This window comes from Extensimonas soli (assembly GCF_029211265.1).
GTDB lineage: Bacteria > Pseudomonadota > Gammaproteobacteria > Burkholderiales > Burkholderiaceae_C > Extensimonas > Extensimonas soli.
Genome location: NZ_JARGEL010000006.1, coordinates 45,241 through 59,592, shown reverse-complemented (window position 1 = coordinate 59,592; position 14,352 = coordinate 45,241). Strand labels below are relative to the sequence as shown.

13 protein-coding genes are annotated in these 14,352 nt (G+C 66.5%); 2 read left to right on the top strand and 11 right to left on the bottom strand.

What is annotated here, in order from left to right; genetic code table 11:
• Nucleotides 1-12: 12 nt before the first annotated feature.
• Nucleotides 13-1,419, bottom strand: a complete 1,407-nt coding sequence (locus PYV55_RS01175) for a glutamine synthetase family protein (protein ID WP_407066747.1) — start codon at nucleotides 1,417-1,419, stop codon at nucleotides 13-15.
• 26 nt (nucleotides 1,420-1,445) lie between these two features.
• Complete coding sequence (locus PYV55_RS01170) at nucleotides 1,446-2,210, bottom strand: gamma-glutamyl-gamma-aminobutyrate hydrolase family protein (protein ID WP_275848497.1); 765 nt, start codon at nucleotides 2,208-2,210, stop codon at nucleotides 1,446-1,448.
• Between the two features lie 217 nt (nucleotides 2,211-2,427).
• On the opposite strand from PYV55_RS01170, the gene pdxR reads away from it, so the two are divergent.
• Nucleotides 2,428-3,951 (top strand): MocR-like pyridoxine biosynthesis transcription factor PdxR, encoded by a 1,524-nt coding sequence (pdxR, locus tag PYV55_RS01165; RefSeq protein WP_275848495.1) that lies wholly within the window; start codon nucleotides 2,428-2,430, stop codon nucleotides 3,949-3,951.
• Here pdxR and PYV55_RS01160 read toward each other — a convergent pair whose 3' ends face one another.
• Both PYV55_RS01160 and speB read right to left on the bottom strand, forming a co-directional pair.
• The gene (locus tag PYV55_RS01160) at nucleotides 3,952-5,289 is read right to left on the bottom strand and encodes an NAD(P)/FAD-dependent oxidoreductase (RefSeq protein ID WP_275848493.1); all 1,338 of its coding nucleotides are present in this window, start codon (nucleotides 5,287-5,289) and stop codon (nucleotides 3,952-3,954) included. It lies immediately after the preceding gene.
• Entirely contained in the window at nucleotides 5,286-6,254 is a 969-nt protein-coding gene (gene speB, locus PYV55_RS01155) for an agmatinase (protein ID WP_275848491.1), read from the bottom strand. Before speB ends, PYV55_RS01160 begins: the two co-directional genes overlap by 4 nt.
• 184 nt (nucleotides 6,255-6,438) lie before the next feature.
• On the opposite strand from speB, the gene PYV55_RS01150 reads away from it, so the two are divergent.
• Entirely contained in the window at nucleotides 6,439-7,989 is a 1,551-nt protein-coding gene (locus PYV55_RS01150; RefSeq protein WP_275848489.1) for an aspartate aminotransferase family protein, read from the top strand.
• Nucleotides 7,990-8,105: 116 nt separating this feature from the next.
• Here the strand turns inward: PYV55_RS01150 and PYV55_RS01145 are convergent, their stop codons facing one another.
• From PYV55_RS01145 to PYV55_RS01115, 7 genes are all read right to left on the bottom strand, one after another.
• Nucleotides 8,106-8,537: a hypothetical protein gene (locus PYV55_RS01145; RefSeq protein WP_275848487.1), complete on the bottom strand. Its 432-nt coding sequence runs from the start codon at nucleotides 8,535-8,537 to the stop codon at nucleotides 8,106-8,108.
• Nucleotides 8,538-8,605: 68 nt separating this feature from the next.
• Entirely contained in the window at nucleotides 8,606-9,367 is a 762-nt protein-coding gene (locus PYV55_RS01140; RefSeq protein ID WP_275848485.1) for a toll/interleukin-1 receptor domain-containing protein, read from the bottom strand.
• Nucleotides 9,368-9,439: 72 nt separating this feature from the next.
• A complete protein-coding gene (locus tag PYV55_RS01135; protein ID WP_275848483.1) occupies nucleotides 9,440-9,868 on the bottom strand; it encodes a hypothetical protein in 429 nt (142 codons plus the stop codon).
• A gap of 603 nt (nucleotides 9,869-10,471) precedes the next feature.
• On the bottom strand, nucleotides 10,472-11,095 hold the full coding sequence (locus PYV55_RS01130) for a nucleotidyltransferase family protein (RefSeq protein ID WP_275848481.1): 624 nt from the start codon (nucleotides 11,093-11,095) through the stop codon (nucleotides 10,472-10,474).
• A gap of 68 nt (nucleotides 11,096-11,163) precedes the next feature.
• The gene (locus PYV55_RS01125; protein WP_275848479.1) at nucleotides 11,164-13,380 is read right to left on the bottom strand and encodes a xanthine dehydrogenase family protein molybdopterin-binding subunit; all 2,217 of its coding nucleotides are present in this window, start codon (nucleotides 13,378-13,380) and stop codon (nucleotides 11,164-11,166) included.
• A gap of 17 nt (nucleotides 13,381-13,397) precedes the next feature.
• Entirely contained in the window at nucleotides 13,398-13,856 is a 459-nt protein-coding gene (locus PYV55_RS01120) for a (2Fe-2S)-binding protein (protein ID WP_114483454.1), read from the bottom strand.
• A 179-nt stretch (nucleotides 13,857-14,035) separates the two neighbouring features.
• A complete protein-coding gene (locus tag PYV55_RS01115; protein WP_275848474.1) occupies nucleotides 14,036-14,332 on the bottom strand; it encodes a hypothetical protein in 297 nt (98 codons plus the stop codon).
• Nucleotides 14,333-14,352 lie beyond the last annotated feature (20 nt).

The window sequence follows — 14,352 nt, the reverse complement described above, 5'->3', positions numbered from 1 at the left end:
GTGTTCACGATCTCAAACATGCAGCAGCAGATGCTCGCGTTCCCAGGGGCTGATGACCTTCATGAACTCGGCGTATTCGCTCATCTTCACGGCCTTGTAGATGCCGCAAAAGCGCTTGCCCAGCAGCTGCGCGACTTCGGGCACCTCGTCGAGCATGCGCACCGATTCGGACAGGCTCTGCGGCAGCGGCGTGGCGTTGGGGAGGTTGTAGGCGTTGCCCGTCATTTCCGGCAGCGCCTCGATCTTTTCCACCATGCCGAGGTAGCCGCAGGCCAGGCTCGCGGCCAGGGCCACGTAGGGGTTGGCGTCGGCGCCGATCACGCGGTTTTCCACGCGCCGGTTGGCCGCGTTGGCATTGGGCACGCGGATGCCCACGGTGCGGTTGTCGGCGCCCCATTCGACATTGGTCGGCGCGGCCGTGTTGGCCACGAGGCGGCGGTACGAGTTCACGTAGGGCGCCAGGAACGCCATCACGTAGGGGATGTATTTCTGCAAGCCGCCGATGTAGTGGAAGAACTGCGCCGAGGGCGTGCCGTCGGGGTTGCTGAAGATGTTGCGCCGCGTGCTGCGATCGACCAGGCTCTGGTGCACGTGCATGGCGCTGCCGGGCTCGCCCATCATGGGCTTGGCCATGAAGGTCGCAAACATGTTGTGGCGCATCGCGGCCTCGCGGATCGTGCGCTTGAAGAAAAACACCTTGTCGGCGAGGTCGAGCGGATTGCCGTGCAGGAAGTTGATCTCCATCTGCCCCGCACCGACTTCATGGATCAGCGTGTCCACGTCGAGGTCCATCGCGTCGCAGTAGTCGTAGATGTCTTCGAACAGCGGGTCGAATTCGTTCACGGCGTCGATGCTGTAGTGCTGGCGCGAAGTCTCTGCACGGCCCGAGCGGCCTATGGGCGGGCGCAGCGGCTGGTCGGGGTCGGTGTTTTTGTCCACGAGGTAAAACTCGAGCTCAGGCGCCACCACGGGATCCCAGCCCTGGGCGTGGAACAGCTCTATGACCTTTTTGAGCACGGTGCGCGGCGCGTAATCGACGGGCGCACCGTCCTTGAAGTAGCAGTCGTGGATCACCTGCGCCGTGGGGTCGGTGGCCCAGGGCACGACGCGCGCGGTGCTCGGGTCGGGCACCAGGTTCATGTCGCGGTCGGTGTTGGCAATCAGGGTGTCGAGCTGTGGATCGTCGGGCCAGTTGCCCGTTACCGTGAGGCCGATGATGCTCTCGGGCAGGCGCATGCCGCGGTCTTCGGTGAACTTGTTGCGCGGCAGGATCTTGCCGCGCGCCACGCCCGTGAGGTCAGGCACCAGGCATTCGATCTCGGTGATGCGCCGCTCGTTGAGCCAGCGCTCGAGGTCGTTGAAAGTCCAATGCCTGCGGCCATCCAAAGAGGTGTTTGTGGTGTTCGATTCGGAAGTCATGGTCGTGCCTGCAAAGAAAAGCAAGGTCAGTGCGCTGCGCCGCGCTGGGCATAGCGCCTGCACGCGTCACCAAAAATAGCAAACAGTTTGCGCGAAACCGGGTCCTGCGCCGCGCGCCATTCGGGGTGCCACTGCACGGCGAGCACAAAGCCCGGCGCGCTGCGGTGGCGGTAGGCCTCTATGAGCCCGTCGGGCGCCGTGGCTTCGGCGACCAGGTCAGGCGCAAGCTGGTCTATGCCCTGCCCGTGCAGGCTGTTGACCTGCCAGCTCGAAGTGCCCAGCAGCGTTTCGAGCCAGCCGCCGGGCGTGGCGTGCACGGCGTGCGTGGGGGCGTATTGCGCGTCGATGGCGGCGTCTTCGTCTTCGCGGTGGTCGGCGTAGCCGGGCGTGTGGTGCACCTCTTGCAGCAAGGTGCCGCCGAGCGCGACGTTGACCTCCTGAAAACCGCGGCAGATGCCGAACACGGGCACGCCGCGCGCAATCGCCGCACGGATCAGCGGCAAGGTGGTGGCATCGCGCGCCGGGTCGGCCGGCGAGTCGGGGCGCGTGAGCGCATGGCCATAGTGGTGCGGCTCGATGTTCGAGGGCGAACCGGTGAAGACGATGCCGTGCACGCGCGCCAGCAGTGCATCCAGCGGCAGCCGCGCCCCGAGCGCCGGCAGCAACAAGGGCAGGCAGCCCGAAAGATCGAACACCGGGTCCACGTATTTCTGCGTGACCGCATACGTCGGGTGGCCGGCAAGCATCTTGAGGTCGGTGGACACGGCCACCAAGGGGGTCTCTGTCGTCATGTCGTTCACGTTCGAAGGGGCGTGGACAAAATCTCGCAAAAACCAAAAAAACCTAGGGTTTTCCACTGGTTACGAAGATTTCGTGCTTCAAATATAAGCGCGCATTGGCACTTGCGGTGGAGCCACTATGGCCTTTTATGATGGAGCCATTTGCCGTGCGCCGGCAGCCGGCAAGCCCCCCCCCCCCCGCCATTTCGGCCACACCATCGATCCTGCCATGCGCTCCTATGACCTGACCGAGCGGCTGCTCACCGAATTGCAGCGCCCCGACGGCCCGCATGCGCTCGCGCCCCTCAACCGGCGCCTGTACCACGTGCTGCGCGAGACCATTTTGGCAGGCCATTTGGAGGCCGGCACGCGTTTGCCGAGCACGCGCGCGCTGGCGTGTGAGCTGGCGCTGTCGCGCAATACTGTGATGTCCGCGATCAGCCAGCTCGTGGCCGAGGGCTATCTCTCGGCGCAGCAGGGCAGCGGAACCTATGTGTCCGACACGCTGCCCGACCAAAGACCGCTGACGCCGCCTGCCAGCGCCGCCAAGCGTGCCCCTGCGGCCGACAATCCACGCGACCTTTCCGACCGCGGCGCCCTGCTTACGCGGCATTCGGGCTCGCAGGACTATGAAGTGCAGCCTTTTGCTCCGGGGGCGCTCGACTTTGCCGACTTCCCCATCCAGCTCTGGCAAAAGCTGCAGACCAAATACTGGCGCAGCCTGGATCGCAATCTGCTCGACTACGGACAAGAAGGCGGCCACATGCCGTTGCGCGAGGCCATCGCGCGCTACCTCACGCTGTCGCGCTCGGTGCGCGTCACGCCCGCGCAGGTGCTCATCACCACTGGCACGCAGCAGGCCATTGACCTGGCGGCGCGCCTGCTCACCGACCACGGTGACGAGGCCTGGATCGAAAACCCGAGCTACTGGGGCGCGCGGCGCGCACTCGAAGCGGCGGGGCTGCGCCTGCGCCCTATCGACGTGGACGCCGAGGGCATCGCGCCGCGCGAGGCCGACTGGCACTCGCGCCCGCGCCTGATCTACGTCACACCCTCGCACCAGTACCCGCTCGGCCACGTGATGAGCCTGCAGCGCCGGCGCGCCCTGCTCGAATTCGCGGCGCAGCGCCGCTGCTGGATCTTCGAGGACGACTACGACAGCGAATTCCGCTACAGCGGACGGCCGTTCGCGAGCCTGCAAGGGCTGGACGCGCATGCGCAGGTGCTGTATTCGGGCACCTTCTCCAAGGCCATGTACCCCGGCATCCGCCTGGGCTACCTCGTGGTGCCGCCAGACCTGCTTGCGGCCTTCAACACCGGCTTGTACGACCTGTACCGCCCCGGGCAACTGATGCTGCAGGCCGCGCTCACCGACTTCATCACCGAAGGGCACCTGCAGACCCTGGTGCGGCGCCTGCGCGTGACCTACCAGGCGCGGCGCGACGCGCTCGCGCGCAGCCTCGTGCAGGCGCTGGGCGCGCGTGTGCGCATCTCGGGCCAGGACTCGGGGCTGCACCTGTGCCTGGTGTTCACCGATGGCTCGGTCGATGACGAAGCTGTGGCGGCCGCCTGCGCCGCGCACCGGCTGTCCGTGCGCCCCTTGTCGCGCTACTACCTCGGCGCGCCGCACCAGCGCGGCCTGGTCATAGGCTACGCCTACGTGCCCATCGAGCGCATCACGCCCTGGGCGCGCCGACTCGGCGAGGTCGTGCGTGCGGCGGTGGATGCGGCCAACGGTTCTGAAAGCGCCTGATTAAACCCAGTCGCGCAGCCGGTACCAGGCCATCGCGAGCACGAGCAAGGGTGTGCGCAGCCGGTCGCCGCCCGGAAACGGCCGGTGCCGCAGGCGCGCAAAGAGGTCGAAGCGCTGCGCCTGCCCGCGGATCGCCTCGGCCGCGAGCTGGCCCGCAAGCCCCGTGAGCGCCAGGCCGTGCCCCGAAAAGCCTTGCAGATAAAGCACGTCGGGCGCGAGCCGGCCGAAGTCGGGCGCGCGGTTCATGGTGATGTCCACGAAGCCGCCCCAGGCGTGCGTGACGCGCACGTCGTGCAGCTGCGGAAACACGCGCAGCATGCTGCGGCGCATGGTCGCGGGCAGGTCGGGCGGCGACACCGTGGAGTAGCTCACGCGCCCGCCGAACAGCAGCCGCTCGTCGGCGGACAGGCGGTAGTAGTCGAGCACGAACTGGCTGTCGCTCACACAGGCGCGGCTCGGGATCAGCGCGGCCGCGCGCTCGGCGCCCAAGGGCTCGGTGGCGATGATGTAGGTGCCCACGGGCATGATGCGGCGCGCGAGCGCGGGCGCCACGCGCCCCAGGTGCACGTTGCCTGCGAGCAGCACGAAGTGCGCGCGCACCTCGCCCTCTGCCGCACCCTGCACTTCCCTTTGCACGGTGCGCACCCGCGCCTTGCCCCCGCCCGCCGCCGCGGCCGTCTGCACCTGCACGGCCTCGGTGCCTTCGAAAATCTGCACCCCCGCCGCACGCGCAGCGCGCGCGATGCCCAAGGTGTAGTTGAGCGGATGCACGTGCCCGCCCAAAGGGTCGAACACGCCCGCCACGTAGCGCTCGCTCTGCACTTGCGCGCGCGTCTGAGCTTCGTCCAGCCAGCGCAGGTGCGCGGCGTCGTAGTGCGTCTGCATGTGCTCGTGCCACGCACGCAGGGCGCGCGCCTTGGCCGGGCGCACGGCCAGCGTCATTGCGCCGTCCGTCCAGTCGCAGGCGATGCGGTGTTCGCGGATGCGCGTGCGCATCAAGTCCAGCGCTTCGAGCGACATCGCCCAGGCCTGGCGCGCGGCCTCGTGCCCGAGCTGGCGCTCGAAAGGCTCCATCTCACTCGCATAACCCGCGAGCGCCTGCCCGCCGTTGCGCCCCGACGCGCCCCAGCCCACCTGCTGCGCCTCAAGCAGCACCGTCTTCATGCCGGCGCGGGCAAGCTCGAGCGCCGCCGACAGCCCCGCGAGCCCGCCGCCCACGATGCACACGTCGGCCCGCACCGTACTCGCGAGCGCCGGGCCGCGCTCCCAAGGCTGCGCGCTGTCCTGGTAGTACGAGCGCGCGAGCAAGGCCTGCGCTTGGCGCTCGAGCCGCATCATGGCCGGCCCCCCTGCGCCCGCTGCGCCCGCTGCGCCTGCATCGCCGCCAGCCGCGCGCACAGATACGTCCACACGAGCGTCGCGGCGGCGCTGGCCGTGAGCTCCGCATGGTCGTAGGCCGGCGCCACCTCCACGCAGTCCATACCCACGAAGGGCAGGTCGAGCGCGCACAAGCCTTCGAGCAGCGTCAGCGCCTGGCTGGTGGCAAGGCCGCCGGGCTCGGGCGTGCCCGTGCCGGGCGCAAAGGCCGGGTCCAGGCAATCGATATCGAAGCTCAGGTACACCGGCGCGCCGCTTGCACGCAGGCGCGCGGCGATTTCGGTAATGAGCGGATCGAGCGCCGCGCCGTCGCGCCCGCGCAGCTCGCGCGCCGTGCAGATGCGCCCGCCGCGCTGCGCGACGTATTCGCGCGCCGCGCGCTGCACCGCCGAGCGGATGCCAATCTGCACGAAGGCGCTGGGCACGACCAGCCCCTCCTCCATGGCCTCATAGACCCAGGTGCCGTGGCCCGAAGGCTCGCCGAAATGGTCGCTCCAGGTGTCGCAATGCGCGTCGAAGTGCAGCACCGCGAGCGGCCCGTGCACGGCGCGCGCGGCGCGCAGCAGCGAGAGCGTGATCGAGTGGTCGCCGCCAAGCCACACCATGTGCTGCGCGCGCAGCAGGGCCTCGGCACGCGGCTCGAGCGCCGCGCGCAGCGCCGCCAGGCTGGTGTTGGGCAGCGCCAGATTGCCGTGATCGACGATCTGCCCGGCCGGCGAAAGGTCGAACAGCGGGTGCGTGGCGTCGCACAACATCAGGCTGGCCTGGCGGATCGCCGCAGGGCCAAAGCGCGCGCCGGGGCGGTAGGTCACCGCGCCGTCCCAGGCGATGCCTGCTATGCCAAAAGGAGCTGCTTGCGCAGGTGGGACGTGCGCTGAGGCCAGAAAAGATGCTTGATCCAAAAAGGCGAAACCGTGCTGGGTCATGGCAAGGAGTGAAGAAAAAACAATGGCAGGCTGCTAGGTGCAGCGCAGCATATAGGCGCTGGCGCGCACGCCATGGTGCCAATTCGCCTGCGCCGTGCAAAACCACTTGCACGCCCGCACCGCACGCGCCCGGCGCGTGGCATGCTTGCTTGCACGACGACCGTGTTCTCGATGCCGTTTTGCCATGCCCACCAGCAGCTCTGACGCCCCTTGCGCCGATTTTTCCAGCGTCCAGATCGCGCGCTTTTTCGCGGCCGAAGCGCAACGCTTTCGCGCCGCGCACCCGCGCTGTGCGGCGCTGCACGCGCAGGCGCAGCGGCATTTTCTGTTCGGCGTGCCCATGCACTGGATGGCCGACACGCCCGCGCCGTTTCCGCTCTTCGTCGATGCCGCGCAGGGCGCGCGCCTGGTCGATGCCGACGGGCACGAAATCATCGACTTCTGCCTGGGCGACACAGGCGCGATGTTCGGCCACAGCCCCGCACCCATCGCGCGCACGCTGGCCGAGTTTGGCGCGCAGGGCGCCACCACCATGCTGCCCTCAGCGGTCGCGCTCGAAGTCGCGGCGCTGCTCGAAGAGCGCTTTGGCCTGCCGATGTGGCAGTTCACGGCCACGGCGAGCGACGCGAACCGCTTTTTGCTGCGCTGGGCGCGCGCCATCACGGGCCGCCCGCGCATCCTCGTGTTCCACGGCTGCTACCACGGCACCGTCGATGACTGCTTCGTCGATCTCGCCGAGGGCGGCGCCACGCGCATGCGCGCCAGCCTGCTGGGCCAGGTGCACGACCTGACGCCCACCACGCGCGTGGTCGAGTTCAACGACAGCGCCGCGCTGGAAGCCGCGCTCGCGCCCGGCGACGTGGCCTGCGTGCTCACCGAGCCCGTGCTCACCAACGTCGGCATGGTGCTGCCCGAGCCCGGCTTCTTGCAGACGCTGCGCACGCTCACGCGCCGGCACGGCACGCTGCTCGCCTTCGACGAGACGCACACCCTCTCCTGCGGGCCCGGCGGCTACGCGCGCGCCTTTGGGCTAGGAGCCTGTCGGACTTTGGGCGTCGATAGCGAGAATGCGCCCCAGCGAGGCCAGTTTTTGCCGGATTCGCCGCCCCATAGCGGGACTATGGGGCAAGAAGACGGTAAAAAATGGGCCGCTGCGGCGCATTCGCAGCCGATGATTCCAAAGTCCGACAGGCTCCTAGAACCCGACATGCTCGTGCTCGGCAAACCCATAGCGGGCGGCACGCCGGGCGCCGCGTATGGCTTCAGCGCCGAAGTCGGCGCGCGCATGCAGGCCGCCAAAGCCGCCGCCGCACCCGGCCACTCGGGCATAGGCACGACGCTGTCCGCGGGCCTGCTCACGCTGCGCCTGATGCGCACCATGCTCGCCGAAGTCATGGACGAGCCCGCCTACGCGCGCATGTTCGCCACCGCCACGCGCGTGGCCGAGGGCCTGCAGGCCCAGATCGCCGCGCGTGCACTGCCCTGGAGCGTCACACGCATAGGCGCACGCTGCGAAGTGCAGTTCCGCCCCACGCCACCATGCAACGCCAGCGAAGCCCGCGCCGCCTTCCGCGACGACCTCGAAGCCGCCTTGCAGCTAGCACTGCTCAACCGCGGCGTGCTGCTCACGCCCTTCCACAACATGGTGCTCGCCTGCCCCGCGCACACCGCGCAGGACGCCGACACGCTGGTGGCGGCGTTTGCGGATGCGCTGGATGGGCTGGCGGGGGCTTGAGATATAACGTTTGACATGAGGGGCGACTCGCAGATGGCGAAGCCAGCCGCAAGACGCCCTCTCGATAGAGAGGTTAAGCCGCATGGCGCACAGCGAATTGCCTTGGCGAAGCATGCTTAGAGGTTGTAGTTGAACAGACGCCAACGACGTTTGAACTTCTGCGTCTGTGTCCAGTAAAAGCGAGAGAGGACGCCGTCCTTCATCTCCGGGCTTTCTAAAACAGTCCCATCTGATCCACGAATTTCGCACTTCCAATTTTTGTCGTCGAATACTTCGCAAGTGGAGTCTGGAAAGTCACCATAAGTTCGTATTTGTCTGCTCGCGACTCCATTGGCATCTTCGGCGTCCTGCATCCAGGTTACGACCTTGTTCTTGACGTCGAGGCGGATTCGCACAGTGAAAGTTATCGGGGCCTTCATCGCAAGACCATCTTCCTGCTGAATATGCGTGTAGACCGTCTCCCCGCTGCACCCGCTGAGCGCGCTAGCCGAAACCAATACGAATGCGGAAGCGCGCAACAGGCTTTCAAACGTTGCTACGGGTTGCATGTGCCGCCTAACGTGGAGGTCACCGGCGCTGCGCGGCTTTATCGCGCAGCGTCCGGTGGACCGCATGGTTATGCTTGTTTAAGGCGCGGGAGAATTTCATTTAGGTACTTGTCAGTCAGCGTAATGTTTCCGCGCCTGAATAGGCCGTCAGCATTCATTGTCGTGCCATTGAACGAATAGCTCACCAAGCCAAAACCCTTGAGTTCATCAAGAGCCGGGGCCAGATGTACGAACAGGTAATCTTGAATTGCGACCGGGATGCTTTGGATCTTTCCCGAGAAGAAAAAATCTTTGAGTTGTTGATCAGCGTTGCACGCCTTGTATACGGCCTCGCGAACCTTGTTGAAATAGGTGTAGGTTTCGATGAACGCTTTGCATTTGGCTATGAGATTGCCGTAGTTAATTTCAGGTGTCTTTGCGGCGCCCAAGACCTTCGTGAGTTCTGCAAAGACAACCTTCAGGTCTTCAGCGCTATCTAGGTCGGCACCTTGCAGCATAACCAGCGGGATCGGTAATCCGCTTTTGGATAACCCTGAGTGGCACAAAGGCACGACAGGAATTCTCCTGATCCATGAGGCGCCTGCTTCAAAGTTGATCCATGGGCGTTTTATTGATTGCGGACTGCACAGTGATATCTGAATGGCGGAGTTTGTAAGCGCTGTATCAATTGAATCTAGCCACCTGCCGCCGGCAGGAAGACTTTCACCGTCGGACGAAACGAACGTATCGAGTAGGCCGAGAAATGAAGATTTGATTTCCTCGGACAAAATCTTGGCGAGTTCACTTTCCTCGGTTATATGGCTGATAAACACCAGTTTCTTATTTGGCATGCGGATATTCCTTTTTATAGGCATAACGTTTGAATTAAGGGGCGCCGCTAGGCGTCCCGCTTGAATGAAAGGTTAGAGACCATCAGCCGAGTCGATGGTCGGACCTGTACACAAACTCATGACGCCACCGCCAATCCAGAAGAGGGTGTTAAACCAACCATCGGTATCCCCGTACAGGTCGATTGCAAGGCCAGCAAGGCCAAACAGAAAGATTGTGCCGACCGTGACGATTGATAGCCAACGAAGAAGTCCATTTGGTTCGATGAAGCGCTCAGCTTTGCCATTCCAAAGGTGCACAAAGACCCAGCCAGCAAAGGCAGTTCCGAAACCCATGATGTAACCAGATAACACATTAGCCAGCATGAGATGACTTTCGGAGTGTGCCCACGTGGCAGCTTGGAAGGCACCGATCCAGAATATGAGGCCAAGGCCGCCGATCGGAGCTTGGAAGCCAGATAAGCGTTTAGATAAAGGTATGTTCGGAATCTTCTTGCGTGACATCTAGGTATCCATAAAAAATGGTCGGCTCTAACGTAATGTATCCCGCAGATACTGCCGGATAAGCTGGGCAGTGCGGGATATTCTTGGCACAGAATCTTTCTGAAAGTTGTTCTACATCAACGAGTTACGCACTTGATACTGTACGCATTTACAGGCATAAATCAGGCATGAAACCCGGCACACTCGCTTCTCGCCCATCCGCTTGCTCGACCAACTCCGTGAGCGCATCCGGCTGGGGTCAAACTTCAATTCTCTGCCAAGGCCAAACCCCAAAGGCCGAGCGCAGCGAAGGCCCGTATGGTGTCCCCCGCCCTTCTGCCTGCGCCGAGGAGCGCAGCGCCCGGCGGGAAAAGGGCGCGCGATTGTTTGAGCGCAGCGAGTTTCGCGCGACCCCGCCGGGCGTGAGCACCGCAGGTTGCCCTGACCGCCCCGAGGCGGGCAGGGACGCAGGCAGCAGGGTCGCCTTCTTTTGCCTTCTTTTCTTGGCGAGACAAGAAAAGAAGGTGCGCCGCCGGGCGCACATCCCGGCATCCTCCCCGCGCCCCATCACCTGCGCCCGAAATGGGAAGCTGCCCCCCATTTCACAATTTCAGGCGCATCCCACTACCGCCCCAAATCTGCCAAATCCTCAGGACGATCGACATCCTGCAACACCCCCGCGTCGTTCACCGGGCACAGCGTGATCGCGCCGCGCGCAGCAGCGAGCACGGCGCGTGCACCCTCGTCGCCTTGCAGGCGGCTCAGCGCCTCGAACCAATGGCGCCCGAAGCCCACCGGGTGCCCGCGCTGCCCCTGCCAGCTCGGTGCGGCGATGGTGCGTGCGTCGCCTTGCAGCAGCGCGTCGCGCACGGCGGCGTAGCTCGGGGGGGCGATGCGCGGCATGTCGGCGAGCGCGACGAGCCAGCCGCACGCCTGCGGCGTTGCGCGCACGCCGCAGGCCAGGCTGTGGCCCATGCCGTGCGCGGCCTCGGGGCATTCGACGAGGGTGCAGCCCGCTTCGGCCAGCAAATCCGCGAGCGCGCTCTGGCCGGGGCGCACCACGGCGACGCAGCTGCCGCCCACCGGCGCGAGCGCGGCGACCAGCGCGCGCGCCGCGGCCTGCGCGATCGGCTGGCCGTCAAGCAGGGGGTGCAGCAGCTTGTCGCCGCCAAAGCGCCGCCCCATGCCGGCCGCGAGCAGCACGCCGGCGATGGTGCCGCCTGCGGCCTGGGGCGCTGGCTCAGGCATGGTGCGCGCTGGGCGGAGCGACGCCGCCCGAGCCGCCAAGACACCGCATCCGCATCAACCGCGTCACATCAAGCCGCCAGCTCGCCCGTGCGCAGCGGCAGGCGCGTGAGCCACTTGCCTGTGGCTGCGGCGATGGCGTTGGCGAGGGCGGGCGCGAGCGGTGGCACAGGCGGCTCGCCCATGCCGGTGGGTGCTTCGGCCGAGGGCACGATGTAGGTTTCGACCTTGGGCATTTCGTTGATGCGCAAAATCGGGTACTGGTCGAAGTTGCCCTGCTCCACGCGCCCTTCCTTGAGCGTGATCTCGCCGTACAGCGCGGCCGACAAGGCAAAGCCTATGCCGCCCTCGACCTGCGAACGCACGTTGTCGGGGTTGATCGCCACGCCGCAATCGACCGCGCAGACCACGCGGTCGACCTTCACGCTGCCGTCCTTGGCCACCGTGACTTCGACCACCTGCGCCACGTAAGAGCGGAAGGACTCGTGCACGGCCACGCCACGTCCGCGGCGCGCGCCGTCCTTGCCCGGGGCAAGCGGCTGGCCCCAGCCGGCTTTGTCGGCGGCGAGCTTGAGCACGCCCGCGTGGCGCGGATGCGCGGAGAGCAGCTCCAGGCGCAGCGCCACCGGGTCTTTGCCCGCGGCCTTGGCCACCTGGTCGAGGAAGACCTCGGTCGAATACGCCGTGTGCGTGGAGCCCACCGAGCGCCACCACAGCACCGGCACGGGAATGTCCTCGGGCGTGTGCAGCTCTACCTGCAGGTTCGGGATCGCGTAGGGCAGGCTGGAGGCGCCCTCGACCGAGGTCGCGTCGATGCCGTTCTTGACCATCATGGGCTCCATGGCCGAGCCCTTCATGATGGACTGGCCCACGAGCCGGTGCCGCCAGCCCACGAGGCGCCCCTGCGCGTCGAGCGCCGCTTCGAGGCGGTGGTGGTTCAGCGGCCGGTAGTAGGCGGCGCGCATGTCGTCCTCACGCAGCCAGACCATTTTGACGGGCGCGCGCCCGCCCGTGGCCTTGACGATCTGCGCGGCCTCAAGCACGTAGTCGGCGCTCTTGCTCGCGCGCCGGCCAAAGCTGCCGCCCGCGTAGAGCATGTGGATGACGACCTTTTCGGGCGGGATGCCGAACAGCGCCGCGAGCGCGTACTGGTCGCCCGTGTGCATCTGCTCGCCGTTCCACACCTCGCATTGCTGGCCGTCGAACTGCACCACGCAGTTCATGGGCTCCATGGCCGCGTGCGCGAGGTAGGGAAAATCGAACTCGGCCGTCAGCACCTTGGCGGCCTGGGCGAGCGCGGGCTCGACCTGGCCTTCGCTGCGCGCCACGGCGCCGGGCTGCTTGGCGAGCTCGCGGTAGCGCGCCAGAATCTCCTCGCTGCCGAGCTTGAAGGCCGCGCTTTCGTCCCAGGTGACCGAGAGCGCGTCGCGCCCTTTCTTGGCGCTCCAGGTGTCGCGCGCGAGCACCGCCACGCCCTGCGGAATCTGCACCACATCGACCACGCCCTTGACGGCCTTGGCGCGGCTCGCGTCCAACGACTTCACGGTGGCGCCAAAGCGCGGCGGGTGCGCGACCACGGCCACGAGCATGCCGGGCAGGTGCACGTCCTGCGTGAAGCGCGCCTTGCCGTTGACTTTTTCGGCCGTGTCCTTGCGCGGCGCGACCTTGCCGATGAGCGTGAAATCTTTGGGGTCTTTGAGGCGCACATTGGCCGGCACGGCCTCGGCCGCTGCCGCCTGCGCGAGCTGGCCAAAGCGCGCCTTGCGGCCGCTCGCGGGGTGGCTCACCACGCCCTGGCGCACTTGAATCTGCTCGGCCGGCACTTGCCACTGGCGCGCGGCGGCGGCCACGAGCATGGCGCGCGCCGTGGCGCCGGCCTTGCGCATCTGCTCCCACGAGTTGGCCATGGCCGTGCTGCCGCCCGTGCCCTGCGCCGGGCCCCACAGCAGGTTGTTGTAGCGCTTGGCGTCGGCGGGCGCGCCCTCGACGCGCACCGTGGCCCAGTCGGCGTCGAGCTCGTCGGCCAGGATGGTCGCGAGCCCCGTGTAGGTGCCCTGGCCCATCTCCAGGTGTTTGGAGATCACGGTGACCGTGTCGTCGCTGCCAATGCGCACGAAGGCATTAGGCTCAAAAGTGGCTCCAGCGCTTGCTGCACCTGCGCTGGCAGCTATTGCCTTGGGAGCGCCTGCGGCGAGCGCGGCCGGCAGGCTGAAGCCCAGCGTGAGGCCCGCGGCGGCGCCCTGCACGAAGCGGCGGCGGCTCAGGTTGTGGATGGTGGTGTCGGGCATGGTGTCCTCCTGCTGCATTACGCGAGGCTTTTCGCGGCTTCGTGGATCGCGGCGCGGATGCGCTGGTAGGTCGCGCAGCGGCACAGGTTGCCGGCCATGGCGCTGTCGATGTCGGCATCGGTGGGCTTGCGGTTGGTGGCCAGCAGCGCCACGGCGCTCATCACCTGGCCCGACTGGCAGTAGCCGCACTGCACCACGTCGAGCTTGCGCCAGGCCGCCTGCACGGCGCGGCCGATGCGATCTTGCTCCATCGCCTCGATGGTGCTGACCTTGTGCCCCGCGGCGGCGGACACGGGCGTCATGCAGGCGCGCGAGGGCACGCCGTCGATGTGCACCGTGCAGGCACCACACAGCGCCTGGCCGCAGCCGTATTTGGTGCCGGTGAGCTGCAAGGTGTCGCGCAGCACCCACAGCAGCGGGGTATCGGGCGCGACATCGACCTGTTGCCGCTGACCGTTGACGGTGAGTTGGATCATGGTGAGGGACTCCGAGAGGGGGTAATCAAAGCAAAGACCAAAGCACAGCGCGGCACAGCCCGCGCAGCCGCACCGCATGGCGGGCGGCCTGCAAGGCCTGCCTGCCTGCCTGCCTGAGGGCGCCGCAGAATAGCGCAAGGCGCGCAGAATTTCAGCGCGGGGGCTGCATGCCCCTGCAGTCACGCGTCATCGTCCGTGCGGTAGATGCTCCAATCGCCGCCCACCTGCTCGCGCCAGGCGCTCCAGCCGGGGGGCAGGTCGGCGATGTCGTACAGCGTCGGGTCGAGCTCCACCATGCAGCCCATGCCGACCACCAAGCCATCGGCCGGATCGTCCGTCGTGCCGCAGGTGAACGCCCAGGAATGGTCGTCGTCGTAGTGCACCACCCTCAGTACCGGCAAGCCCTCACGCAGCACCTGGCGCGTGGTGATGGCTGCGGTGTCTTGGTTTTGGTCGAAAGGCCAGGGACTATTCATGGCAAAACCCTCCCATCCCG